At 74.5% G+C, this 23223-nt stretch carries 22 protein-coding genes and 3 pseudogenes; 14 read left to right on the forward strand and 11 right to left on the reverse strand.

Features of this window, described 5'->3' with window-relative positions:
• Window positions 1-11: 11 nt before the first annotated feature.
• A complete protein-coding gene (locus tag QMQ26_RS32725; RefSeq protein WP_282203782.1) occupies window positions 12-497 on the reverse strand; it encodes a MarR family transcriptional regulator in 486 nt (161 codons plus the stop codon).
• 162 nt (window positions 498-659) lie between these two features.
• Between QMQ26_RS32725 and QMQ26_RS32730 the strand changes: the two are divergent.
• Window positions 660-1189: pseudogene (locus QMQ26_RS32730) on the forward strand (class I SAM-dependent methyltransferase); the annotation flags it as partial.
• A 66-nt stretch (window positions 1190-1255) separates the two neighbouring features.
• Entirely contained in the window at window positions 1256-1513 is a 258-nt protein-coding gene (locus QMQ26_RS32735) for a class I SAM-dependent methyltransferase (RefSeq protein WP_282206714.1), read from the forward strand.
• Window positions 1514-1667: 154 nt separating this feature from the next.
• Here QMQ26_RS32735 and QMQ26_RS32740 read toward each other — a convergent pair whose 3' ends face one another.
• Window positions 1668-3524, reverse strand: a complete 1857-nt coding sequence (locus QMQ26_RS32740) for a cellulase family glycosylhydrolase (protein ID WP_282203783.1) — start codon at window positions 3522-3524, stop codon at window positions 1668-1670.
• A gap of 399 nt (window positions 3525-3923) precedes the next feature.
• On the opposite strand from QMQ26_RS32740, the gene QMQ26_RS32745 reads away from it, so the two are divergent.
• The gene (locus QMQ26_RS32745; protein WP_282203784.1) at window positions 3924-4862 is read left to right on the forward strand and encodes a carbohydrate kinase family protein; all 939 of its coding nucleotides are present in this window, start codon (window positions 3924-3926) and stop codon (window positions 4860-4862) included.
• A gap of 349 nt (window positions 4863-5211) precedes the next feature.
• Here the strand turns inward: QMQ26_RS32745 and dmpI are convergent, their stop codons facing one another.
• Window positions 5212-5394 carry a 4-oxalocrotonate tautomerase DmpI gene (gene dmpI / locus QMQ26_RS32750; RefSeq protein WP_100839152.1) on the reverse strand — a complete coding sequence of 61 codons (183 nt, stop codon included), beginning with the start codon at window positions 5392-5394 and terminating at the stop codon, window positions 5212-5214.
• 101 nt (window positions 5395-5495) lie between these two features.
• A complete protein-coding gene (locus QMQ26_RS32755; protein ID WP_282203785.1) occupies window positions 5496-6428 on the reverse strand; it encodes a LysR family transcriptional regulator in 933 nt (310 codons plus the stop codon).
• A 239-nt stretch (window positions 6429-6667) separates the two neighbouring features.
• Between QMQ26_RS32755 and QMQ26_RS32760 the strand changes: the two genes are divergently transcribed.
• From QMQ26_RS32760 to QMQ26_RS32770, 3 genes are all read left to right on the forward strand, one after another.
• Window positions 6668-7606: a TIGR01777 family oxidoreductase gene (locus QMQ26_RS32760; protein WP_282203786.1), complete on the forward strand. Its 939-nt coding sequence runs from the start codon at window positions 6668-6670 to the stop codon at window positions 7604-7606.
• Between the two features lie 67 nt (window positions 7607-7673).
• The gene (locus QMQ26_RS32765; protein ID WP_282203787.1) at window positions 7674-8108 is read left to right on the forward strand and encodes a hypothetical protein; all 435 of its coding nucleotides are present in this window, start codon (window positions 7674-7676) and stop codon (window positions 8106-8108) included.
• Window positions 8109-8198: 90 nt separating this feature from the next.
• Complete coding sequence (locus tag QMQ26_RS32770; RefSeq protein ID WP_282203788.1) at window positions 8199-8807, forward strand: hypothetical protein; 609 nt, start codon at window positions 8199-8201, stop codon at window positions 8805-8807.
• An 88-nt stretch (window positions 8808-8895) separates the two neighbouring features.
• Here QMQ26_RS32770 and QMQ26_RS32775 read toward each other — a convergent pair whose 3' ends face one another.
• Window positions 8896-9555, reverse strand: coding sequence for an NADPH-dependent F420 reductase (locus QMQ26_RS32775; protein ID WP_282203789.1), 660 nt, complete (start codon window positions 9553-9555; stop codon window positions 8896-8898).
• 104 nt (window positions 9556-9659) lie between these two features.
• Here QMQ26_RS32775 and QMQ26_RS32780 point away from each other — a divergent pair, with 104 nt between their 5' ends.
• The 4 genes from QMQ26_RS32780 to QMQ26_RS32795 all read left to right on the forward strand — a co-directional run bounded on the left by QMQ26_RS32780 (window position 9660) and on the right by QMQ26_RS32795 (window position 12661).
• Entirely contained in the window at window positions 9660-10028 is a 369-nt protein-coding gene (locus QMQ26_RS32780; protein ID WP_282203790.1) for a winged helix-turn-helix transcriptional regulator, read from the forward strand.
• A gap of 156 nt (window positions 10029-10184) precedes the next feature.
• The gene (locus tag QMQ26_RS32785) at window positions 10185-10487 is read left to right on the forward strand and encodes a DUF2316 family protein (RefSeq protein WP_282203791.1); all 303 of its coding nucleotides are present in this window, start codon (window positions 10185-10187) and stop codon (window positions 10485-10487) included.
• A 186-nt stretch (window positions 10488-10673) separates the two neighbouring features.
• Window positions 10674-11708: a hypothetical protein gene (locus QMQ26_RS32790; protein ID WP_282203792.1), complete on the forward strand. Its 1035-nt coding sequence runs from the start codon at window positions 10674-10676 to the stop codon at window positions 11706-11708.
• Complete coding sequence (locus QMQ26_RS32795) at window positions 11705-12661, forward strand: hypothetical protein (protein WP_282203793.1); 957 nt, start codon at window positions 11705-11707, stop codon at window positions 12659-12661. The genes QMQ26_RS32790 and QMQ26_RS32795 overlap by 4 nt, the downstream gene beginning before the upstream one ends.
• Before the next feature lie 96 nt (window positions 12662-12757).
• Here the strand turns inward: QMQ26_RS32795 and QMQ26_RS32800 are convergent, their stop codons facing one another.
• From QMQ26_RS32800 to QMQ26_RS32815, 4 genes are read right to left on the reverse strand one after another with little or no spacing between them, the layout of a single operon-like run.
• Window positions 12758-13291 carry a hypothetical protein gene (locus QMQ26_RS32800; RefSeq protein WP_282203794.1) on the reverse strand — a complete coding sequence of 178 codons (534 nt, stop codon included), beginning with the start codon at window positions 13289-13291 and terminating at the stop codon, window positions 12758-12760.
• Window positions 13288-13656 (reverse strand): hypothetical protein, encoded by a 369-nt coding sequence (locus QMQ26_RS32805; RefSeq protein ID WP_282203795.1) that lies wholly within the window; start codon window positions 13654-13656, stop codon window positions 13288-13290. Before QMQ26_RS32805 ends, QMQ26_RS32800 begins: the two co-directional genes overlap by 4 nt.
• Window positions 13657-13706: 50 nt before the next feature.
• Window positions 13707-15035, reverse strand: a complete 1329-nt coding sequence (locus tag QMQ26_RS32810; protein ID WP_282203796.1) for a hypothetical protein — start codon at window positions 15033-15035, stop codon at window positions 13707-13709.
• 25 nt (window positions 15036-15060) lie between these two features.
• A complete protein-coding gene (locus QMQ26_RS32815) occupies window positions 15061-16005 on the reverse strand; it encodes a hypothetical protein (protein WP_282203797.1) in 945 nt (314 codons plus the stop codon).
• A gap of 314 nt (window positions 16006-16319) precedes the next feature.
• Between QMQ26_RS32815 and QMQ26_RS32820 the strand changes: the two genes are divergently transcribed.
• The 4 genes and pseudogenes from QMQ26_RS32820 to QMQ26_RS32840 all read left to right on the forward strand — a co-directional run bounded on the left by QMQ26_RS32820 (window position 16320) and on the right by QMQ26_RS32840 (window position 19196).
• Window positions 16320-16562 (forward strand): hypothetical protein, encoded by a 243-nt coding sequence (locus tag QMQ26_RS32820; RefSeq protein WP_282203798.1) that lies wholly within the window; start codon window positions 16320-16322, stop codon window positions 16560-16562.
• A 58-nt stretch (window positions 16563-16620) separates the two neighbouring features.
• Window positions 16621-17865 (forward strand): RCC1 domain-containing protein, encoded by a 1245-nt coding sequence (locus QMQ26_RS32825; protein WP_282203799.1) that lies wholly within the window; start codon window positions 16621-16623, stop codon window positions 17863-17865.
• A gap of 554 nt (window positions 17866-18419) precedes the next feature.
• Window positions 18420-18488 (forward strand): annotated as a pseudogene (locus QMQ26_RS32835) (hypothetical protein); the annotation flags it as partial.
• Between the two features lie 15 nt (window positions 18489-18503).
• Window positions 18504-19196 (forward strand): RCC1 domain-containing protein, encoded by a 693-nt coding sequence (locus tag QMQ26_RS32840; RefSeq protein ID WP_282206661.1) that lies wholly within the window; start codon window positions 18504-18506, stop codon window positions 19194-19196.
• Window positions 19197-19271: 75 nt separating this feature from the next.
• Here QMQ26_RS32840 and QMQ26_RS32845 read toward each other — a convergent pair.
• A pseudogene (locus QMQ26_RS32845) lies at window positions 19272-21596 on the reverse strand (ATP-binding cassette domain-containing protein).
• 176 nt (window positions 21597-21772) lie between these two features.
• Window positions 21773-22855: a response regulator gene (locus QMQ26_RS32850; protein WP_282203800.1), complete on the reverse strand. Its 1083-nt coding sequence runs from the start codon at window positions 22853-22855 to the stop codon at window positions 21773-21775.
• Window positions 22856-23223: the final 368 nt, after the last annotated feature.

The raw sequence follows: 23223 nt of genomic DNA on the forward strand, positions 1-23223 counted from the left end.
GACGCCTGCCGTTAGCCCTGATCGGCGGGCGGCGGCACTGGCGCGTCGGGCGAAGCGGGTGCGGGCGAAGCGGGTGCGGGCGGACCGGGGAGCAGCAGGGCGGCGAGTTCGTCGAGCAGTTCGGCGGCCCGCCGGGCCCGGGCGGGGTCGGCGAGTGCTTCGGCGAGGAGCGGTTCGGCGGGGCGGGTGGCCCGGGCGCGGACGTAGCCACGGGCGAGGGTGGAGACGGACAGCAGGGTGCGGCGTCCGTCGGCGGGGTCGGGGGCGGCGTCCAGCAGGCCGCGTTCGCGCAGGCGGGCGACGGAGGTGGAGACGTGGCTCTGGGCGAAGCCGGTGCGGACCCGGATGTCCTGCACCGAGCTGCCGGGGTGCTGATACACGTCGGAGATCACCGCGATCTCGCCCGGGGTGAGCGTTGCCGAGGCGTGGTCGGTGACCATCGCCCGGCCCAGTTCGGTGAGCCGTTTGCCCAGTCGCAGGAGCCGTACGCCGTCCATGGCGGACAGGCTACCGCGCCACTGCATCCCCGCCGATGCATCTGCCCGGATGTATCGGCAGCGATGCAGTGGCGGGGATGCAGCCGTGAAGATGCATCTGTGCGGGCGCGTCTCGGAAGATCCATCTTCACAGATGCATCTGTGGCGATGTAGTTTGCGGGCATGACGACGAACGAGCCCGCGGGCTCCGACCCCGGCACGCCCCGCGCCGCCCAGTTGAGCCCCGTCTCGCGCACCGCGCTCGCGGTGGCCCGGGTCCGCGCCTACGAGAGCAGCCGACCGGAGCCGCTGTTCACCGACCCGTACGCGCTGGCGTTCATCGCGGCCTCCGGGACCCCGATGCCCACCGCCGCACCGGCCGGGCCGCTCGCCCAGTGGCTGGTGGCCCGGGGGATCATGCGCACCCGCTTCTACGACGACCGGCTGCTCGCCGCCGCCGCCGACGGCGGCCAGGTGGTGGTGCTGGCGGCCGGGCTCGACACCCGGGCCTACCGGCTGGCCTGGCCGCCCGGCACCCGGCTGTTCGAGATCGACCTGCCGGCCGTCCTCGACTTCAAGCAGGAGGTCCTCGACGAGCAGGGGCCGCGGCGAGCTGCGCCCGCACCGCGCTGCCCGCCGACCTGGCCGATCCCGCCTGGGCGGACCGGCTGCTGGCCGCCGGGTTCGACCCCGGGCGGCCCACCAGCTGGCTGGCCGAGGGGCTGCTGGTCTACCTGGAGGCCGACCAGGCCGCCCGACTCCTCACCACCGTGGGCGAGTTGTCGGCCCCCGGCAGCCGGCTGCTGACCGAGCAGGGCCGCGACGTCTCCCGGGTCACCGCCGAGGGCGCCCTCGGCGAGATGACCGCCCTGTGGCGCGGCGGCCTCGGAGCCGGTACCGCCGACTGGCTGGACGCGCACGGCTGGCGGACCGACTACACCGCGATCGCCGATCTCGCCGCCGCGCTCGGACGCCGACTCCCGTCCACCGGCAGTTTCGACGGCTCCGGGTTCCTGGAGGCCCGTCGCGAGGGCTGAACCACCCTGCTGGGTAGGCCCGTTCGGCAGATGCCCCGACCCCGACCCTGACCCGGACCCCGACCCGGGTGCACACCAGCGGGTTCACCGCCGACCGGACGAACCGGCCGACGGTGAACGCGTGTTGAGCGGAGCGGGCAAGCAAGTCGGCGGGTCAGGAGGTGGCGGTGCACACCGCCGTCGCGGTCGCCGCGGCCGACGCGTCGGTCCGGGTCGCCTGGACGCCGAAGGAGGTGGAGGCCGCCGACGCCAGCGCCCCGTTGTAGGACAGGTTCGTCGCGGTGACGGTCTGCCCGCTGCGGGTCACGTTCGCGCTCCAACTGCTGCTGATCTGGAGGCTGGTGGGCCACGCCCAGGAGACCTTCCAGCCCGTGACGGGCGCGCTGCCGGTGTTGGTGACGGTGACCGTCGCGGTCAGGCCGCTGCCCCAGTCGTTCAGGCTGATCGCCGCCGCGCACCCGGCGTTCGTCCCGCCGCCGCCGGTCGCGGTGGTCGCCGTCACCGCGGCCGAGGCCGCCGAGACGTTGCCCGCCGCGTCCTTCGCCCGGACGGTGTAGCCGTACGCCGTCGCCGCGCTCAACCCACTGTCCGTGTAGGAGGTCGAGGCCGTCGAGGCGACCTTCGCGCCGTTGCGGTACACGTCGTAGCCGGTGACCGCGGTGTTGTCGGTGGACGCCGTCCAGGACAGCGACACGCTGCTCGCGGTGGTGCCGGTGACCGTCAACCCGCCCGGGACGGACGGGGCCTGGACGTCGCCGCCCGGGTTGCCGCCGGTGGAGGAGCCGAAGCCCGGGGCCTTGACCGAGGCCAGGTAGCCGTCCTTGACCGTGTTGACCGTCGTCCAGTCGTCGTTCAGGATGCCGCCGGTGTCACCGGAGTTGGGGTTCCACGACCAGAACGTCCACTGGAAGGAGTCCGCGCCGGACGTCGCGGTCGGACGCAGGTACTGCACCAGCGCCTTCAACCACGCCTGGTCGACGGTGGACTGGAGCGTGGTGCCGAACTCGCCGACCCACACCGGGGCGATGTTCTGGTTGAACAGGTAGCCCCAGTTCTTGTCCCAGACGCCCGGCATGTTCGACGGGAAGCTCGGGTCGGAGAACCAGGTCTGCTGCGCCACGCTGGTCGCGTAGTCGTGCGCCGAGTACACCACCCGGTTGGGGACGCTCAGTTGGACCGGGTACTGCCCCGCGCCCTGGAGGTTGCCGCCCCACCAGTACGAGCTGCCGTTGAAGGTCTGCACACCCTCGACGAAGACCAGCAGCTTCGGGTTGGCCGAGAGCACGGCCTCGCCGCCGCGCTGGGCGGCTAGCCGCCAGTCGGTGGCGAGGTCGCCGCAGCCCCAACAGGCCGGGTCGTGCGGCTCGTTGTGCAGGTCGATGCCGATCACGGCGGAGTTGTTCGCGTACCGGGCGGCGATCGACTTGAGGTTCGCCAGCCAGGTCGACTCCGGCACCGCGGAGGTGTACCAGAGCGCCGACTGCCCGCCGGAGTCCGGGCGGTGGCGGTCCAGGATGACCTTCATGCCGACGTTGCCCGCGTAGGCGACCAGCTTGTCCATCACGCCGAGCGAGTTGAGGCCGACCAGGTCGGCGTTCATCCCGCTCGCGGTGTTGATGCTGGCCGGGGTGGTGCCCTTGAAGATGTCGTCGCTGTACGGCAGCCGGATGGTGTTGTAGCCGAGCGACTTCATCTGGTCGATCATCGACTTGTAGTCGCGGCTCCACAGGCCGTGGACCACGTAGTTGCCGGTTTCGAAGCCGAACCAGTTGATGCCCGCGATCCGCACCGGGTTCCCGGCCTCGTCCAGGATCTGCCGGCCGCTGGTGTGCCAGTAGCCGGCCCCGGCGGCGGCCGCGGCGGTGGTCGTGATGGTGGTCGTCGGGTCGGGCGTGGCGGCGTGGGCGGTGGGGGCCGCCGGGGCGGAGAGCGTGGCGACGAGCGCGGCGGCCAGGGCCGCGGCGCAGCCCGCCAGGCGGCGCGACAGGCGCCGGTGCAGCTGGAGGCGCATGGGTCTCGTTCCTCTCTGGACGCGGGTGGGGACGTCCGGTGGGGGTGGGGTGGTCCGAGACGTTCGTGGTGGGGGAAGATCGGGAGCGCTCCCACCTATCGCCCTCGCGGGCTTGCCATATGAAGCCAGACCGGACAGGGCATCGTCAAGAGTCTTGGGAGCGCTCCCACTTGAGGGTGGCGGTCCGCCCCGGTGCGATGAAACGTACATCGCGGCGGGAGGCCGGGGAGGACGGGAGGCCGGGGTGGACGGGAGGCCGGGGTGGACGGGAGGGAGCGCGGGGCCGACGCGGGCCGGCGGGGTGACCGGGAGGCGGTCCGCGCGTTGACTACCGGTGGGCCGCGGTGATGGAGTCCGGACCGCCGGATGTGCGTCCACCCTGCGAGGAGACTGGTTTCGATGGCGGATCGGCAGATCACCGTGGTCGGGGAGTGCGTCGCCGACGCCTTCGTCGAACGCGAGGGGGCCCGGCCGGGCGAACTCGCGCTGCGGGTGCTGCCCGGCGGCGGCCCGGCGAACACCGCCGTCGCCCTGGCCCGGCTCGGCACGCCGACCCGGTTCGTCGGCCGGATCTCCGCCGACCCGTTCGGCACCCTCTTCCGCACCCACCTGACCGGCTCCGGCGTCGACCTGGCCGACACCGTCGCCGCCGCCGAAGCCAGCACCCTGGCCGTGGCCGCGCTCGACGGCGACGGCCGCGCCGAGTACTCCTTCCACGCCGAGGGCACCGCCGACTGGCAGTGGACCGACGAGGAACTCGCCCCCGCCCGCCAGGACGGCTCGGTGTGCCTGCACACCGGCTCGCTCGCCCTGGTCCGCGACCCCGGCGGCCGACGGATCGAGGACCTGCTCGCCGCCGCCCGCCCGCACACCACCGTCTCCGTCGACCCCAACGTCCGCCCGCTGCTGGTCGCCCCCGACACCTACCGGCGGCGGCTCGACCGCTGGTGCGAACTGGCCGACCTGCTGCGCCTCAGCGAGGACGACCTGCACGTCCTGCTGCCCGGCACCGCCCCCGAGGACGCCTGCGACCGCTGGCACGCGGCGGGCGCCCGCCTGGTCGTGGTGACGCTCGCCGAACGTGGCGCACTCGCCTCGCTGGACGGCGAGCGGGTCCGGGTCCCGGCGCCCGCGACGCAGGTGGTCGACACCGTCGGCGCGGGCGATGCCTTCACCGCCGGCCTGCTGCACTCCCTCGCCGCCCAGGGCCACCTCGGCGGCCGGCTCGACTCCCTCACCTCCGCCGACCTGGAACGCGCCTGCGCCTTCGCCGCCCGCGTCGCCGCCCGGACGGTCGCCGTTCCGGGCGCCAACCCGCCGTGGGCGGGCGATCTCTGACGAGAGGCCGGGGAATCCCCTCGGGAAGGGGGTTCGCGGGGCGGCACCCGGCTGGTGCGGGCCACTGTGGAAGGCGGTGGCGCGGGAGGGGAGGGGAGGGGAGCGGTGCCGGTGGTGCCGGAGCGGGTGGCCTGGGCGGTCGGCGGGTGGCCGGAGGTGCTGGTCGGCGCCCGGCGGCGGGAGGTCGTCGCCGGGGTGGTCTTCCGGTACTGGCCGCGAACACCCGGAGCCGGGCCTGCGGCGGGCGCCCTGGGTGCGGTCGCCGGGGGAGTGAGGTGGCGGGCGCCAACCGCCTCGGGCGTCCCGGGCGGGCGCGGGTGGTGGGTCCGGCGCCCGCCTGGGACGGGGGCTACTGGTCGGCGGTGAGCTTGCCGGCCTTGCCCCAGTTCTCGGCCGGGTACTCCTGAATCCACACCAGCACGCTCTCGGCCGGGCACTCCAGGGTCTCCACGAAGGCGGCGGTGATCCGCTCGACCAGTTCGCGCTTCTGCTCGACCTGGCGCGGGCCCTGCTGAATGGTGACGATCGGCATCTTCGGCTCCTGTGGTCCGTCCTGCGGGCCGGTCCTTCCGGCCGACACCAGTCCACCGGATCGGCCCGCCCGCACCCAGACCCGGTTCGCTCTCGCAGCGATCACGCATCCTGATCGTCACTGGTGGGAGCGGGAACGGGAACGGGAGCGGACGGGGCAGGTGCGGACGGTCGGCGGCAGGCGGTCAGGAGCAGCCGGGGCGGCGGGGTGGAGCGCCGGACGGCGAGGGACACCGGCAGGGCCAGCGGGGTGCGGCAGGGGCGGAAGGCGATCCGACGGGTGTTGGTCATCAGGGCGTTGGCGGCGTACACCACCGTCCACAGCGGGGCACCGGTGCCGATCGCGGCCAGGGTGTTCTGCAGGGTGCTGTGCGCTGGGCCGAGCAGCGGCCGGAACCCGGCCCGGGCGCAGGCGTCCGTCACCAGGTCGACCAGGGTGGGGTGGTTGCGGCGCTCGGTCAGCAGCAGGGGCAGGTCGGCGAGGTCGGCGAGGTCGATCTCGGGCCGGTCGGCGAGGGGGTGCCCGGCGGGCAGGGCGATCACCAACTCGTCCTGCCAGAGCGGGAGGTAGCGCAGGTCCGGGTCCGGCTCCGGGACGGCGCCGCGGACGAAGGCGGCGTCCAGCCGGCCGTCCGCGAGGCGGGCCAGCCGTTCCCTGACGGGGGCGGAGTGCAGTTCGACGTGCACGGCCGGGGCCTGGCGGCGGTAGGCGTCCAGGATGTCGTCGAGCCGCTCCCCGAGCCCGGTGACGGTGCCGAGCCGGAGCACGGTGGGTGCGGCCAGGTCGGCGGCGAGGGCCCGGGCCGCGTCCTCGGCCGCCAGCACGTTCCGGGCCGCGGGCAGGAAGCGCTCGCCCGCCGGGGTCAGGCGCACGTGGCGCGGCGAGCGGTCGAACAGCTCGACCTTCAACTCCCGCTCTAGCCTCCGCACCTGCTGGCTCACGGCGGGCTGGCCGAGCAGCAGCCGCTCGGCGGCCCGCCCGAAGTGCAACTCCTCCGCGACGGCGACGAAGCAGCGCAACTGTCGTGGCTCCACGCGGTCCCCCTGGTTCACGGCTCGACAACTCGGTATCTCGCTATCTCGACATCTCGGTATTCCGGCATCCGGCCTCGTGGGTCGACGGGGACCATGCTCGCAGCAGGGCGGGAGGGCACGTGACGGGCGGGGGTGTCGGGCGGCCGGGCGGGCGGCGGGTGAGGGCTGGGGGTGAGGGCTGAGGTGAGAGCCGAGAGAGGGAATTGAACGCGTTCAAGAATCGGGGTACGTTCTTCTCCGTGAAGTACGTGATACCCGGCGGGACCGGGCAGGTCGGCACACTGCTGGAACGCGCCCTGCGCGCCGACGGCCACCAGGTGGTGCTCCTCACCCGGACGCCCACCGCCCCGCACCACGCGGCCTGGGACGGCCGGACCCTCGGCCCCTGGGCCGAGCAGCTGGACGGTGCCGACGTCGTGGTCAACCTGGCCGGGCGGACGGTCAGTTGCCGCTACACGCCGGAGAACCTCCGGCAGATGATGGACTCCCGGGTCGACTCGACGCGGGTGGTCGGCGAGGCGATCGCCGCCGCGGCCCGCCCGCCCCGGGTCTGGCTCCAGATGAGCACGGCGACGGTGTACGCGCACCGCTTCGACGCCCCGAACGACGAGGCGACCGGCATCATCGGCGGCGCCGAGCCGGACGTCCCGGACTACTGGGAGTACAGCGTCCGGATCGCCCGGAACTGGGAGGCCGCGCAGGACGCCGCCGCAACGCCCGCCACCCGGAAGGTCGCGCTGCGCAGCGCCATGGTCTTCAGCCCGGACCGGGGCGGTGTCTTCGACGTGCTGTCCTGGCTGGCCCGGCTCGGCCTGGGCGGACCGGTCGCGGGCGGGCGGCAGTACGTCTCCTGGATTCACGAGCGCGACTTCGTCCGGGCCGTGCGGTTCCTGGTCGAGCACGGGGAACTGACCGGCCCGGTCAACCTGGCCGCCCCGAACCCGCTCCCGCAACGGGAGTTGATGCGGGAGCTGCGGCGTGCGAACGGCATGCCGGTGGGCCTGCCGGCCACCCGCCGGATGGCCGAGCTCGGCGCGTTCGCCCTCCGGACCGACACCGAACTGCTCCTGAAGAGCCGCCGGGTGGTGCCGGGACGGCTGCTGGAGGCGGGCTTCGCCTTCGACTTCCCGCACTGCGCCGACGCCGCCCGCGAGTTGGTGGCCCGCCGCAGGTCGTAGCGTCGGGGGGCGGCTGTGCCGCGGTCTCCGTGGTGTCGGAGGGCCCTGCCAGGATGAGGCCGTGGTCATGGATGCGCAGCAACAGCAGCGGGCGGGTGACGGCGGGGGCGTCTCCGAGGAGCTGAGGACGTTCCTGGGGGGAGCCGTCGAGGACGGCCCGACGGTGCTGCTCGGATGCGCCTGCGAGGACTGCGGCGGGCGGGTGTTCACCGTCCGGGTGGACGACGTCGAGGGCTGCGCCGGGCGCGCGTGCGTGCGCTGCAAGGGGCAGGTCTTCCTCGCGGACAGCGCGGAGGTGTGGCAGGAGGCCGATCCGGCGGTGGCCGAATGCCCGTGCGGGGGAGACGAGTTCGAGGCGGCGGTGGCGTTCTCGCTGACGGCCGACGGCGCGGTCCGCTGGGTGACGGTGGGGCTGCGCTGCCAACGGGACGGTACGGCCGGGGTCTACGTCGACTGGAAGATCGACTACGCCCCGGCGGACCACCTGCTGCGCGCCGTGTGAGAGTGCCGGGGGCGGGAGGCGGGCCGGAGCTCCGAAGAGTGCCCTGGTAGATTGCGGCACCCTGCCGGCGGGGTGGGAGAGGAGCGACAGATGACCGGAGTGTCCGAATTCGAGTCCGAGTCCGGGTCCGGGTCCGGGGTCGGACCCGGTGCCAAGGGCGGCGGGGACCGGGACCGGGAGTTGGACGGCCTCTACGAGGCGTTCGCGGCCCGCACCCGGGGCACTCCCTACACCGTGACCCGCGGCGAGGACGGGCTGCTGCTCCAACTCGACCTCGCGGACCGGCACTGGCGCGGCTTCCTGTACGAGCACCGGATCTCCACCGACTACCGGATCGCCCTGCGCTTCGACCCGGCGGCCCGCACCTACACCCGCGAGCAGCAGCTCACCGAGCTGAGCTGGCGGGCGAGCCTCGGCCCCGGCGGGCCGGAGGTGTCGGCGTCGCGCAGCAGCGTGCGGGGCACCGTGATCCACAAGGAGGTCCGGCGGTTCCGCACGGTCGGCCCGGACGGGGTCACCGCCGCCGAATACCGCTTCGACTCCGGCGAGTTGACCGACCTGGTCGCCGAAGTGATGGACGGCACCGGCTGGACCCGCCGGATGGACCGCTCCACCCGGATCGGCCTGACCGTGGCCGGATCGGTGCTCGGCGCGATCGTGCTGGCCGGGCTGGTCGTGGCGGCCGTCCTGCTGCTCTGACCGCGACCGAGGCGGCGGCCGGTACGGGTGGCGGGGGGACGGGCGCCGGGTGCCGGGTGTCCGGCACCGGGCGCCGGGTGTCGACCGGTCAGTCGGACTCGCGCGCGGGCCCGGAGGCGTAGGCGAGCGGGGGCGCGATCGCCTGGACGTCCGCGCCCGTGCCGACCCACAGGCCGATGAAGAGGGCGGCGGTGGCCTCCAGCAGCCCGGCCCGGTCGAGGCCGCCGGCGAGGGCCGGGGTGCAGCCCAGGTCCGCGATCAGGGTGGAGACCCGGGCCAGGGACTCGGGGTCGTCGCCGCACAGCGGGACGGTGAGCGGGCGGCCGTCGAAGACCGGCGGACGCATCCGCCAGACGTCCTCGTGGCACAGGTTGAACGCCTTCACCACCTGTGCGCGGGGCGCGGCGGACGCCAACTGCTCGGCGGCGGAAGGGCCGTGGCCGGTCAGCAGGCGGAAGCCGGGGCCGACCGGGTTGGTGCAGTCGACCAGCGTCCGCCCCGCGAGCGGCTCGGCCAGCTCCCGGACGACCTCCGTACCCGCGCCGAACGGCAGCGCGACCAGCACGACTTCGGCGTCCGCCACCGCCGTGCGCAGGTCGCCGGAGCGGGCCCCCGCCCCGATCCGGTCGGCGGCGCGCCGGGCCCTGGCCAGGTCGCGCCCGCCGACGGTGAGCCGGTGCCCGGCCCGTGCCCAGGGGGTGCCCAGTGCGTCCGCCATGTTGCCCGTGCCCAGAATGCCGATCCGCATCGACTGACTCCGTCCGTTCCGTTCGATCCCGTGGGTGTGACGGCCGCGTGAAGGTGACGGCCTCGGATGCGAGCCTAGGGAGGCGGTCGGGCACCATTCGGTACGTGACCGCCGATCCGATGCTCGCCGACTGCCGGGCCCGCCTCGCCTTCGACCTGCTCTCCCACACCTGGAACGCCGTCCTGCTCTGGGCGCTGCGCGAGGGCCCGTACCGGCCCGTCGAGCTGCGCGAACGGATCGGCGGGATCAGTTCCAAGGTGCTCACCGAGACACTGCGCCGCCTCCAGTACAACGGTCTGGTCGCCCGCCACCCGCCGCGCCCCGACCGTCCCGGCGTGGCCTACGAACTCACCGCGCTGGGACGCACCCTGCTGCCCGCCATCGACGCCTTCGGCGCGTGGGCCTTCGAGCACGGCGACGAGGTGATGGCCGCGCAGGAGGCCGCCGAGCGGGCGGGCGGCCCGGGGGTGTGACGCGGTGGTGCGGGGCGCGGGCGTGACGGCGGGCCGAGCGGCGGGGTACGCCGTAGCATGCGGAGGGCGGGGTCGAACGGCGGTTCGCCGCCGTCCGTCCACCGTCTGCCGTCCGTCCGGCAGACCACCGTCCGTTTACCCTTCGGAGAGTCCGCGATGTCGTTGAACGACGAGGAACGTGTCCGTACCGCCGCCGAGTTGCGGGCCAACCTGGAGCTGACCGGCGTCCCGACGGACGCGATCCGGGCGGAACTCGGTTACGGGGAGCGGGAGTTCGAGAAGATCATGGAGGTGACCGGGGCCGATCCGGCGAGCGTGTGGCGGGTGCGCGACCACCTGGAGGAGCTGGTGGTGGCGGCGGGCCGCGAGCCGGTGCCCTACAGCGTGCTCACCGAGCAGGCCCGGGCGGCGGCCGAGCGCTGGTTCCCGCCGGTGAGGCGGGCCCCGCGGCGGGGCTGAACCGGCGGCGCCGGACGGGCGCCGACGTCCCACCGGGTGACGGCCCATCGAATGGCGCACCCGCGGCGACGACCGTTCGCCCGCGATCCGAAGCTCGCGGAGGATGGGCCGAGGGGGCGTCCACGGGCCCGGGGTCCGCTCGGACGGCTCGGTACGGGGGGTCGTCGACGAGTGAGGAGCGCATCCGTGGTTGGTTCCGCATGCCCGCGACCGGACCGCAGGACGGGTCGGCACGCCGCCCTGGTGCCCGGGGCCGTACTGGCCGGGCTGGCCACCGGGTTGGCCGGGCCGCTCGCCCTGGCGCCGTTCGCGATACCGGCCGCCGCCGTCACCGCCACCGCCGCCGAGGCCGACGCCCCCGGGGCGGCCGCACCGACGCTGCTGCCGCCGATGCCGGAGCCCGAGGCGTACGACGGCGAGACCCGGTTGGCCTCGCCGGCCGAGGTCGCCGCACAGTGCGACCGGCCCGGCAGTTGCACGTTCCGGGTGACGGACCGGATCGTCGGGCTGTTCGGCAGCGCGGTCGCCTCGGTCGGCAACGCGGCGATCAACTGCACCGGCGACGACATGGAGATCGACCGCAGCCTGACGGTGGCCAGCAGCAGCACCGACAACATCAGCGGTTCGATCTCGGGCAAGGCCACGGTCACCGGCAGCATCGACACCACGGTGACCGCCTCCGCACAGGGCAGCCTGGCGGCGGAGCCGGCCAACGGCACCGTCCAGTACGGGCCGAACAAGGACAAGGGCCCCACCACCCAGGACAAGTTCCAGGACACCACGAACGTCACCGGCACCGTTCAGGGCTCCAACGCCCTCCACCTGGGCGCCAAGGCAAGCTTCGAACTCGCCTTCCAGGCCTCCTACGCCAGACAGTGGCAGGCCACCGTCCAGGAGACCACCCGGGTGGTGTTCACCATCTCGCCCAACGACGAGATCCAGTTCGGCGCGATCAACTCCGTCACCCGGGTGGTCGGCGTCCTGTCGGTCGACCACACCGGGCGGTTCATCAAGAACGTGGTGGTGGACAGCCCGTCCATCGCCACCAGCAGCTCCCTCGTCGCGCAGACCTTCTCGCGCCCGGACGTCTGCCTGTCGCTGCGCCCGCCGGGCCGGGCAGCGGCGAAACCGGGCCCGGCGGAGGTGGCCCCGGAACCGCCGGGGCGGGTGCCGGACGCGGTGTACACCCGTACCGCCGAGGGCACCTGGAGCCGGCGGTGAGGCGGGGCGCGGCGCTGGCCGCCGCGTTGCTGGCGCTCAGCGGACCGACGGCCGGGGCGGCCGCCGCGGCGGACGCCGCACCGCAGCAGTCCCGGCGACTCGACCAGACCGCCGAGGAACCGGTCGCGCGTGCCTTCGACGGCGACACCCCGCTGCCGGACGCCGCCGCCGTCGCGCGCGGCTGCGGGCACGACCACGGCTGCAGCTTCCGGTTCATCCCCGGGCTGACCGCCGAGCGGACCGCCGCCGTGGTCTCGGTCGGCAACACCGTCATCAACTGCACCAACAAGAAGATCAACGTCTACCGCACGGTGGTGCTGGAGTCGAGCGCCACCGACAACCTGGAGGGCGAGATCTCCGGCTCGGCGACCGTCGAGGGCACGGTCGACAACACCACCGACGTGTCCGGGACGGTGGCGGGCTCCGACAAGACCGAGAACGCGCACACCGACACCACCGCGCCCACGGACAAGGGCCCCAACACCGACGTCACCAACGGCACCACCACCACCGTCAGCGGCAGCGCCACCGGCTCCGGCCAGCTCAAGCTGACCGCCACCGCGGCCTTCCAACTCGCCTTCAAGGCCGCCTACTCGCACGAGTGGAAGCGCACCAACACCGAGAGCACCCAGGTCATGTTCACCGTCGGCATCGGCGACGAGCTGCAGTTCGGCATGCTCAGCGCGATGACCCGGACGGTCGGCGTGCTGTCGGTGGACGGCACCGGTACGACGGTCAAGAACATCCTGGTGACCAGTCCGTCCAGCACCAACATCAGCACCGTGGTCGCCCAGACCTTCAACGCCAAGGACTACTGCCTGACCCTGCGCCCGCAGCGGGCCCTGCCCGGCGCCGAGCCGGGGGTGTACGAGGGCGCCCCGCACCCGGCCGGTGAGCGCCCGCAGGCGCGGTACCGGCTGACGGCCGACCGGGAGTGGGCCCGGACCGACTGACCGGCCGCGCGACAGTGGCGGGCCCGGTGGACCGCACGGGAACCACCCGTGCGGCCCACCGGGCCCGGCGCCGTTGCGCGGGAGGGCGGGGGACGTTCAGCAGTACCACCAGGTGCCGGGGGCCAGGACGGTGTCGCCCGGTTCGAGGGTGCCGGTGTGCAGGCCGGCGACCTGGCAGAGCGGGCCGAGGGCCGCGTTCGGGTCCTGGTCGCGCGGGGTGCCGGTGAAGTCGTCCAGGACCTGGGTCTGCTGGTCGATCCCGGCGTGCTCCCGCTCGCCCTTGCCCGCGACGCCCTCCAGGCACTGGCGGCTGGTGGCCGGGCAGTCCTCGATCTTCTCCTTGTTGGCCGCGTCGGTGGTGCAGGCCGGGGTGCTCGCGCCGTCGCCCGCGCACGGATCGGAGGTCGCGGGGGTGGGGGCGGCGGCGGGCGGCGGGGTCTGGGCGGCCCGGACGTTGGTGATCAGCTCGCCGCAACCGGGGCTGGTGGCGGCGGTGTTGGTGAAGGTGATCCGCGGGGAGTCCTCGGCGGCGGTGAAGGTGTACGTGCGGCCGGTGTACCAGTCGGCCTTCCCGGTAGGGGACTTGGTGGCGAAGTCGCCGGGGGCGTCGGCCGCGCCCGCGGCGGTCACCGTGTAGGAGCGCGGGCCGGAGCCGGAGGCGGCGCAGGCGTCGGGTTGTCGTCCCAGCTGAGCGTGACGCGCGCGCCGGCCCGGACGCCGCGCAGCCGGGTGCTGAGCGAGACCGCTTTGCCGCTCCAGCCCAGGGTGGCGGCCTGGAGCCCCTGCGGGTGGGCGGCCCGGGCTACGGAGGCGACACCGGTGGGGCCGCTCCAGCCGTCGACACCGGTGGCCCAGTCGCCGGACTGCACGGTGGGGGAGGAGAACGTCGCGTTCTCCACCGCCACCGGGTCGGTGTCCACCGCACCGGCCGGCCACGGGGCGGTGAGGACGAGGGCGGCGCCGAGCGGGAGGGCCAACAGGCGGGTGGGCGGCACGGGTTGCTCCTGGGGTCGGTGAACGGGGTGGCGGCTCGGGGACGGAGCGCTCAGGGGCGGAGCGGGACGGTGCGGGTGGCCCGGCCGGCCGGCGAGGCGTCCGGCGGGGTCAGGCGCCGGTCCGGGCCGGCCGTGTTGTCGGGGGTGTCGGCGGTGGGCCGGTTGGCGCCGCAGCGCTGGAGTTCGGTCTCGGTGAGCGGGCCGGTGCGCTGGTAGTAGCGGTCCGGCAGCGCGGTCGCCGGGACGTCGAAGGCGGCGTCCAGCCGGTAGCCGTTGCGGGAGTCGGTGAACGAGCCGACCACCCGTTCGCGGGCCGGCTGCACCTCGATCCAGCTCACCTCACCGGGCTGGATCACCGGGTCCAGCGGCTTGCTGGTGGTCCGCGACCAGGTCAGCGGGTTGCTGGTGGACACCGCCGCGGTGTTCCCGCCCGCCACGCCGAAGCCCGCCGCGACCTGGGCCGCCACGTTCGGCCGGCTCTGCGACAGGTCGGAGCGGCTGGGCAGCAGCGGCGCGCCCTTCAGCGCGTAGTACTGGGTGAGGCTGTCGTACGGCGGCTCGGTGACCTCCAGCTTCCGGTCGTCGGTGACCGCGTTGCGGGTGCAGTTCAGGTACACCTCGCCGACGATCCGGGTCTGCCCGTAGTACTGGTACGAGTACCGCCGGTCGACCGTGAAGGTGCAGGCGGTCGGCGAGCCCTCGCAGTCGTCCACCGCCACGCCCGGTTCCAGCGGGTCGTTGCCGCGGTACGCCTTCGGGGGCGGCAACTGCTCCTTGCGGACCTTCCGGTCGACGGGCGCGGGCGTCTGCTTGGCGGCCACGTTGGTGATCAGCGGGCCGCAGGACATCACCCCGGCGGGCTCCGCCGAGTCGAAGGACACCATCGGGTTGTCCTCGGTCGCGGTGAAGGAGAAGGCGCGCCCCGTCGTCCAGCGGGCGGTGCCGACGCTGTCGCTGCCCGCGGTGGTGACCTGCGGGTCGGGCGCCGGACCGTCGACGATCAGCGAGACGTTGTACGTCTGGCCGTCCTTGACCTGCTCCGGCGTGCAACTCCGGTACGTGCTCGGGCTGTCGTCCCAGGTGAGTGTGACGGTGGAGCCCTTCCTGACGCCCCACAGCCGGGTGCGCAGGGACAGCGGCGCGCCGTTCCAGTTCAGCGAGGCCGCCTGGTAGCCCTGCGGGTGCTGGGCCAGCCCCTTGCCGAACACCACGCCGGTGCGGTCGGGCGACCAGCCGGTGTGCCCGGCCTGGGTGCCGTTGTCGGGCGCGACGGGGTCGGCGAAGGTGCCGTTCGGACGGTGGCGTCGACCGTGTCGGCGGCGTGCGCGACGGGTGCCGGTGCGGTCAGCGCGAGGGCGGCGGCGAGCAGAACCGAGCAAGTGGCGTAAGGGAATTGACGGAGCATCAGCACTGACCCCATTGGCTCGGCGGGACGACCACGGACGAGGGCGGGAGGCCGTCGGTGAGGGCGTTGGACAGCGGGCAGAGGCCCTGGGCGGCGGCGTCCGGGCTCTCCTCGCGCGGGATGTCGCCGAAGTCCTTGACGGCGGTGGTCTGCTGGTCGATGCCGTCCTCGGTCTGCTGTCCGTCCCCCGTCACCGAGGCCAGGCAGGTGCGGTCGGTGGCCGGGCACTTGGCGATCTCCTCCTCGGCACCGCCGACGTCCGCGCACTGCGAGCCGCCCGCGGTGCCGCCCGTCCCGCCACCCGTCCCGCCGCCTGTCGTGCCGTCCGAGCACGGGTCGGTGGCGCCCTTCGGCGGGGCCGTCGATGCGGTCTGCCGGGCGGCCACGTCGGTGATCGACGGCTGGCAGCTCGGGGTGGGGTTGGAGGCGTCGAAGGAGAAGGTGACCCGGGGCGAGTCCTCGGCCGCGGTGAAGGAGTAGGACCGGCCGATGAACCAGTTCGCCCTTCCCGTGGGCTCGTTGGTGGCGAACGCGCCCGGTCGGTTGGCGTCGCCCGCCACCGAGACCGTGTAGCTGCGCCGGGCGACGCCCTTGCCCACGCAGGTGTCGGGGTTGTCGTCCCAGGTGAGGGTGACCGTGGCGCCCGCGCGGACGGCGCGCAGCCGAGTGCTGAGCGGGGCGGCCGAGTCGGGGGAGGCCAGGAAGGCGGCCTGATAGCCCCGCGGGTGGTCGGCGCGGCCGACCGAGAGCAGGCCCGGGCCGTCCCAGCCGTCGATGGCGAGGTACGCCCAGGTCTGTCCGGACGGTACCTGCGGGGAGACGAAGCTGCCGTTGACCACGACGGCCGGCTCGGCGTCCTCCGCGCCCGCCGGGGCCGGTGCGGCCAGGGCGGATGCGCTACTGAGGGTGATGGCCAGGAGTCTGGCCGATGAAGTCCGGAGCAACGGGTTCCTCCCTGAACTCTGCTACAGAGCAAATTGGTTGACACCAGGTCAAGGCGGCTGACGATCAAGATCCCTGGTCATGCTGGGCGGCTCGACTACGCACCGCAACCGAGGGCGGACCGAACGGGGGGCGGTCGGAGGAGCGGATGGGCCGTTGGCATGGAAAGCGGTCCGTGTTCGCACCAACCCGGTGGTGCCGGGTTAGGTATCCCGGCGATCCGATCATCATTTCGACTTCGACCGGAGTCGGGTTGCCGCCGCACGCCCCACCGGGCCGCGCCGCGCCACGCCCCGACCGTGACCACGAGGCCCCGATGACACCCCAGACCCGCACCGCCGCCCTGCTCGCGGCCACCGCCCCCTGCCTGCTCGCCGCCCTGCTCGCCGCCCCCCCGGCCGCCGCGTCGGAGACCGCGCCGGACGCCCGCCCCGCGACGCACGCCGCGCACCGGCCGATCGACCAGACCCACCCCGTCCAGCCCCCGCCCGGACGCTTCGCCCAGGGCGGGCCCGTCCGGCGCGCCGCCCCCGACACGTCCGTCCGGCCCGGTCCCTGACACCGCCGGACCACGTCCCGCACGTCCCGCAGATCCCATGTCCACGGAGGAACCACCGATGCACCGCAAGCTGCGCCAGCTGCCCGCCGCTACCCTGCCCGCGCTGCTGGCGGGCCTGACCCTGGTGTGTGCCACCGCACTGCCGGCCGGCACCGCGTCCGCCTACGACCTGCGGCTGCGCGCCTGGGGCAACAACGCCAACGGGCAGCTCGGCGACGGCACCGCCAAGACCCAGCGGCTCACCCCCGCCTCGGTGGTCGGCATGGCCGGGGCCGAACTCAACGGGATCGCCGCCGGCGGCACCACCAGCGGCACCACCGTCACCGGGTTCGCGCTCGCGCTGCTCGGCAACGGGACCGTCGAAGCCTGGGGCCGCAACGACAAGGGCCAGCTCGGCAACGGCACCACCAGCGCCACCGAGGACGCGGCGGTGCCCGGACTGGTCGCCGGACTGACCGGCGTCGAGGCCGTCGCGGCCGGCGGCTCGCACGCCCTCGCCCTGCTCAAGGACGGCACCGTCAAGGCGTGGGGTGCCAACGACAAGGGCCAGCTCGGCGACGGCACCGTCGTCACCACCAACCTGCCCGTCACCGTCGCCGGACTCTCCGACGTCAAGGCGATCGTCGCCGGGGACACCTTCAGCATGGCGCTGCTCAAGGACGGCACCGTCAAGACCTGGGGCAACAACGACAAGGGCCAGCTCGGCGTCACCCCGGTGCCGGTCAGTTCCACCGCGCCCGTCCCCGCGCCCACCCCCGCCACCCGCACCACCGCGATGACCGTCCCCGGCCTGACCACGGTCAAGGGCATCACCGCGGGCGCCGGCCACGCCCTCGCGCTGCTCGCCGACGGCCACGTGTACGCCTGGGGTGCCGACGACAAGGGCCAGCTCGGCGACGACACCGTCGTCAACAAGCCCTACCCCGTGCCCGTGCAGGAGCTGACCGACGTCACCGAGCTGTCCGCCGGGGCCGCCCACACCCTGGCCCTGCTCCAGGACCACACGCTGCGCGCCTGGGGTGCCAACGACAAGGGGCAGATCGGCGACGGCACCACCACCCAGCGCAACACCAGCGTGCCCGTCCCCGGAGTCTCCGGCGTCGAGGCGATCGCCTCCGGCTCCGCGCACAACCTGGCCGTGCTCGCCGACGGCACCGTGCAGGCCTGGGGCGCCAACGACAAGGGCCAGCTCGGCGACGGCACCACCACCCAGCGCAACACCCCCGTCCAGGTGCTCGCCAAGTCCGGCAGCGTCTCCCTGGTCTCCGCGCCGAGCAACGGCAACTTCAGCCTCGCGCGCTGACCGCACCCCATCGAGGACCCGAGGAAGGCACCCCATGACGTCCACTCAGTCCGCCGCTGCCGCTGCCGCTGCCGCTGCCGCCGCTGCCGTCGCCGCCCGCCGCGCCCGGCCGCGCCCCGCCCTGCGTCCTGCCCTCGCCGCGGGGGTGGCCGCGCTCACCGCGCTCACCGCTCTCAGCCTGACCGCCGTGCCCGCCGGCACCGCGCACGCGCAGGAGAAACGGCTCAAAGCCTGGGGCAACAACCGGTCCGGGCAGCTCGGCGACGGCACCTGGACCGACTTCCGCACCACCGCCACCACCGTGCTCGGCCTGACCAGCGCGGAGGTCGTCAAGATCGCCGCCGGTGGGGCGGCTCCGCCACCGGGCACGGGCTGGCGCTGCTCACCGACCGCACCGTGCAGTCCTGGGGCGCCAACGGCTCCGGGCAGCTCGGCGACGGCAGCGTGTTCAGCCACAACGCGCCCGGACAGGTCGTCAACCTCTCCAGCGCCCGCGACGTCGCGGCCGGCGGCTGGCACAGCCTCGCCCTGCTCGACGACCAGACCGTGGTCGCCTGGGCCGCAACAACTACGGGCAGCTCGGCAACGGCACCAACACGGACAGCAGCGTCCCGGTCCCGGTCGAGGGACTCAACAAGGTGGTGGCGATCGCCGCCGGACTCCACCACAGCCTCGCGCTGCGCGAGGACGGCACCGTCTGGGCCTGGGGCTACAACATCAACGGGCAGCTCGGCGACGGCACTTCGGCCAGCCGCAACGTACCCGCCCCGGTCGGCGGACTCACCGGCGTCACCAAGATCGCGGCCGGTTGCAACCACAACCTGGCCCTGGTCGGCCCGCCCAGCGGCGGCACCAAGCCCACCAGCGGCAACGCCGTCAGGGCCTGGGGCTACAACGCGACCGGGCAGCTCGGCGACAACAGCACCATCAACCGCTACACGCCCGTCGACACCCAGGGCATCTGGCTCGGCGGCGTCTCGCAGATCGCCGCGGGCTGCAACCACAGCCTGGCCGTCACCGACAGCGACAACAGGCTCAAGACCTGGGGCCAGAACACCTCCGGCCAGCTCGGCGACGGCACCACCGACTACCGCATCACCCCCGTCCCGGTGCCCGGCATCAAGGGCGTCCAACTGGTCGCGGGCGGCCGCGAGCACACCCTCGTGCTGCTCGGCGACAACACCGTCCGCTCCTGGGGCGCCAACGGCTCCGGCCAGCTCGGCAACGGCACCACCGCCGAGAGCAGTACCCCCGTCACCGCACTGACCGCCCTGACCGGCGTCGACAAGATCGCCGCCCCGGTGGGCGGAGACTTCAGCCTCGCCAACTGAGCCGGCCGGGAGGGGAGTCGAAGGGCCCGCGCGACGACCGCGCGGGCCCCTGCCGTCGGCCGTCGAAGCGGCGGGTCAGTGCAGGCCGAGGCGGGCCGCGAGGTACGGGGCGGTGCGGCTGTCGGGGGAGGTGGCGAGGGTGGTGGGGGTGCCGGTGGCGAGGACGCGGCCGCCGGTGTCGCCGCCGCCGGGGCCGAGGTCGATGACGTGGTCGGCGCCGGCGATCAGGTCGAGGTCGTGTTCGGCGACCAGGACGGTGGCGCCCGCGTCGACCAGGTGGTGGAGCTGGGCGGTGAGCCGCTCGCTGTCGGCGGGGTGCAGGCCGGTGGTGGGTTCGTCCAGCAGGTAGAGGGTGCGGGTGCGCCGGGCGTGCTGGAGTTCGGCGGCGAGCTTCACGCGTTGGGCCTCGCCGCCGGAGAGTTCGGGGGCGGGCTGGCCGAGCCGCAGGTAGCCGAGGCCGACCTGCTGGAGGGTGGTCAGGACGCGGTGGGCGGGCGGGACGTCGGCGAGGAAGGCGGCGGCCTCGTCGACGGTGCGGGCCAGGACGTCGGCGATGGTGGCGCCGCGGTAGCCGATCTCCAGGGTCCGCGGGTTGTAGCGGCTGCCGTGGCAGTCCGGGCAGGGGCTCCACGCGGTGGGCAGGAACAGCAGCTCGACCTCGATCGCGCCCGCGCCCTCGCAGGTCGGGCAGCGTCCGGCGGCCACGTTGAAGGAGAACCGGCCCGCGCCGTAGCCGCGCGCCCTCGCCTCCTCGGTGGCGGCGAACAGCTTGCGGACGGTGTCCAGCAGGCCGGTGTACGTGGCCAGGTTGGAGCGCGGGGTGCGGCCCAGCGGGGTCTGGTCGAAGGTCACCACGCGGTGGGTGCCGGCGGCTTCGGCCGCCGCCGCGGCGAGCAGCGTCGACTTGCCCGCGCCCGAGACACCGGTGACGGCGGTCAGCACGCCCAGCGGGACGTCCACGTCGACGCCGCGCAGGTTGTGCCGGGTGACGCCGCGCAGGCGCAGCACGCCGGAGGGGGCGCGGTCGCGGGAGGGCGGCGGGGGCGGCGGGTCGAACAGGAAGCGACGGGTGGCGGAGTCGGCCACCGCGCGCAGACCGTCCACCGGGCCGCTGTACAGGACGCGTCCGCCGCCGGAGCCCGCGGCCGGGCCGACGTCCACCAGCCAGTCCGCGCCGCGCACCACCGCCATGTCGTGCTCGACCACGAACACCGAGTTGCCCGCGGCCCGCAGCTCGGCCAGGACGCGCCGCAGCGCCTCGGTGTCGGCCGGGTGCAGGCCCGCCGAGGGCTCGTCCAGGACGTACACCACGCCGAACAGGCCGGAGCGCAACTGGGTGGCCAGGCGCAGGCGTTGGAGCTCGCCGGTGGACAGGGTGGGGGCGGCGCGGTCGAGCGAGAGGTAGCCGAGGCCGAGCCGGGACAGGGCGGTGAGGCGGTCGGTGAGGTCGGCGGTGATCAGCCCGGCGGGGCCGTCCCCGGCGGCGTACGGGCGCAGCAGGTCGGCGAGGCGGGCGGCCGGGAGGGCGGCCAGGCCGGTGATCGGCAGGCCCGCGAAGGTGACGGCCAGCGCCTCGGGGCGCAGCCGGTGGCCGTGGCAGTTCGGGCAGGTGGACTGCTCCAGGAAGGCGGCGGCCCTGGTGCGGGCGGCCTCGCTGCGGGACTCGGCGAAGGACTTCAGGACCAGGCGGCGGGCGCTGCTGTACTTGCCCCGGTAGGGGCGCTGGACGCGGCCGGGCTCGCGCTCGGGGTGGACGGTGACCACCGGCTGCTCGTCGGTGAACAGGATCCACTCCCGGTCGGCGGCCGGCAGTTCGCGCCAGGGCCGGTCCAGGTCGTGGCCGAGCGCGCCCAGGATGTCGCGCAGGTTCTTGCCCTGCCAGGCGCCGGGCCAGGACGCGACGGCGCCCTGCCGGATCGACAGCGAGTCGTCGGGCACCAGCGAACGCGCCGTCACCCGGTGCAGCACGCCCTGCCCGTGGCACTCCGGGCAGGCGCCCGCCGGGGTGTTCGCCGAGAACGCGTCGGAGTCCAGCCGGGGCGCGCCCGGCGGGTAGTCGCCGCAGCGGGAGAGCAGCATCCGCAGCAGGTTGGACATGGTGCTGATGGTGCCGACCGAGGACCGGGAGGACGGCACGGAGCGGCGCTGCTCCAGGGCGACGGCCGGGGGCATGCCCGTCACCGCGTCCACCTGCGGGGCCTCGACCTGGCGCAGCAGGCGGCGGGCGTAGGGCTAGACGGACTCCAGGTAGCGGTGCTGGGCCTGGGCGAACAGCGTGCCGAAGGCCAGCGAGGACTTGCCCGAACCGGACACGCCGGTGAACGCGACCACCGCGCCGCGCGGGACGGCCACCGACACGTCCCGCAGGTTGTGCACCCGGGCGCCGCGCACCCGCACCATGCCGTCGTCGTCGTAGTGGCCGTCGCCTTCGTACGGGCCGTCGCCGTCGCCGTCGGGCCGGGCGCCGCCGCGGTCGGTCTGGGTGTCGTTCACCGCGCCACGCTAACCCGGGGCGGGGCGCGGGGCGGGGAACGGCACCGGGTGAAACCTTCCGGAGGGGGCCGGTGGCGGCGGGGTCAGCCGGTGGTGCGGCGGGCGCGGTGCAGTTCGACGAAGGAGGCGACCTTCGCCCGTACCGCCCAGGGGTCGACCGGCTTGGGGATGAAGTCGGCGCCGCCCGCGGCGTAGGCGCGCATCGCGTGGTCGGGGCCGCTGCCGATGGCGGTGACGAAGACGATCGGGATGTCGCGGGTGCGGGCCCGGCTCCGGATGTGCGCGGCGGTCTCGTAGCCGTCCATGCCGGGCATCTGCACGTCCAGCAGGATCGCGGCGTAGCCGTCCGGCTCCATCAGCGCGCGCAGCGCGTCGGGGCCGGAGGTCGCGGAGACCAACTGGTGGCCGTGCGGGCCGAGCAGGGCCTCCAGGACGACCAGGTTCTCGCGGCGGTCGTCCACCAGCAGGATCTTCGGCGGCGGTCCGTCCCCGTCGCTGCGGCTGTGGCTGCCGCCGTCCGTCGGGGAGCCGCCGGCGGGTCCGGGCGGGGCGGCCGTGGTGCCCTGCTGGCGTTCCACCAGGGCGAGTTGGCGGCGCAGCAGGGCGTGGCGGGCCGCGGCCCGGGCGGACTGTTCGCGGGCCCGCTCGGCCCGCTCGGCGAGCAGCGCGACGCGTTCGCCGAGGGCGGCGCGTCCGGGGTCGTCGGAGTGTCCGGGGTGCGCGGGCGGTGTCCCGAGGAGGGCCCGGCGGTCGCGGGACAGCGCGCGTTCGGCCTGCTCGGCCTCCTCGTCCGCCTCCTGCATCTCCCGTTCGGCGGCGTGCAGTTGACCTTCGAGCTGGCAGACGGCCCGGCCGATCGGCCGGGCGACCCGCAGCGCGGCCATCCGCGACCGGCGCAGCCGCTCCCGGGCGCACTCCGGCGCGGGGACGTCGGCGCGGGCGGCGACCCGGGTGTCGAGCAGCGCCTCGACGAACTCCCACGGCGGAATCCGCACGGCCGCGAGGAAATCGGCGAGCGCGTCCGGACCCAGTCCGCAGCGGGCGGCCACACCGTCCACCGCCGGGGCGTCCAGGCCGCGGCAGAGCGCCCGCAGCTCCTCGGCGAACTCCCGCTGCTCCGAACCCGGTTCGGCACCCGTCGGCGGGAGGCCGTCCACGGCCGTCACCAGCCGCACCCCGTCGGAAGCACCGCCGTCGACCTCGTCCGTGTCCGCACCCGTGTCCCTCCCGTCGTTCCCGCCGACCCGTACGGCCGGACGTCCCCCCGCCCGGACGTCCCCCCGCCCGGAACGGCGGGTACGGCCGCGTCCGGCTGAGGACGGCTGAGGACGGCGACAATACGGCACCGAAGCGGGAATTGACGCGCGGTCAGGTCACGGTTCGGGGGCGGTCGGAGGCGCACCGGCCCGATCCGGCCGATCCGGTGCGATCGCGGGGTCGATCACCGGGCGCACCGCCTGACCTGCCGCGCCGGGTGGCGCGGGGGTGGCGGCGCGCCAGGCGGGCGGTCGGGCCGTGCGGGCCGGCGGGAAAG

The organism is Kitasatospora fiedleri (assembly GCF_948472415.1).
GTDB classification, from domain to species: domain Bacteria; phylum Actinomycetota; class Actinomycetes; order Streptomycetales; family Streptomycetaceae; genus Kitasatospora; species Kitasatospora fiedleri.

Coding starts and splice junctions, on each gene's coding strand:
- QMQ26_RS32785 (WP_282203791.1), top strand. CDS start 10,185: ATGTCGTTGAACGACGAGGAACGTGTCCGTACCGCCGCCGAGTTGCGG.
- QMQ26_RS32740 (WP_282203783.1), bottom strand. CDS start 3,524: ATGCGCCTCCAGCTGCACCGGCGCCTGTCGCGCCGCCTGGCGGGCTGC.
- QMQ26_RS32725 (WP_282203782.1), bottom strand. CDS start 497: ATGGACGGCGTACGGCTCCTGCGACTGGGCAAACGGCTCACCGAACTG.
- dmpI (WP_100839152.1), bottom strand. CDS start 5,394: ATGCCGATCGTCACCATTCAGCAGGGCCCGCGCCAGGTCGAGCAGAAG.
- QMQ26_RS32765 (WP_282203787.1), top strand. CDS start 7,674: ATGGATGCGCAGCAACAGCAGCGGGCGGGTGACGGCGGGGGCGTCTCC.
- QMQ26_RS32825 (WP_282203799.1), top strand. CDS start 16,621: ATGCACCGCAAGCTGCGCCAGCTGCCCGCCGCTACCCTGCCCGCGCTG.
- QMQ26_RS32775 (WP_282203789.1), bottom strand. CDS start 9,555: ATGCGGATCGGCATTCTGGGCACGGGCAACATGGCGGACGCACTGGGC.
- QMQ26_RS32820 (WP_282203798.1), top strand. CDS start 16,320: ATGACACCCCAGACCCGCACCGCCGCCCTGCTCGCGGCCACCGCCCCC.
- QMQ26_RS32745 (WP_282203784.1), top strand. CDS start 3,924: ATGGCGGATCGGCAGATCACCGTGGTCGGGGAGTGCGTCGCCGACGCC.
- QMQ26_RS32770 (WP_282203788.1), top strand. CDS start 8,199: ATGACCGGAGTGTCCGAATTCGAGTCCGAGTCCGGGTCCGGGTCCGGG.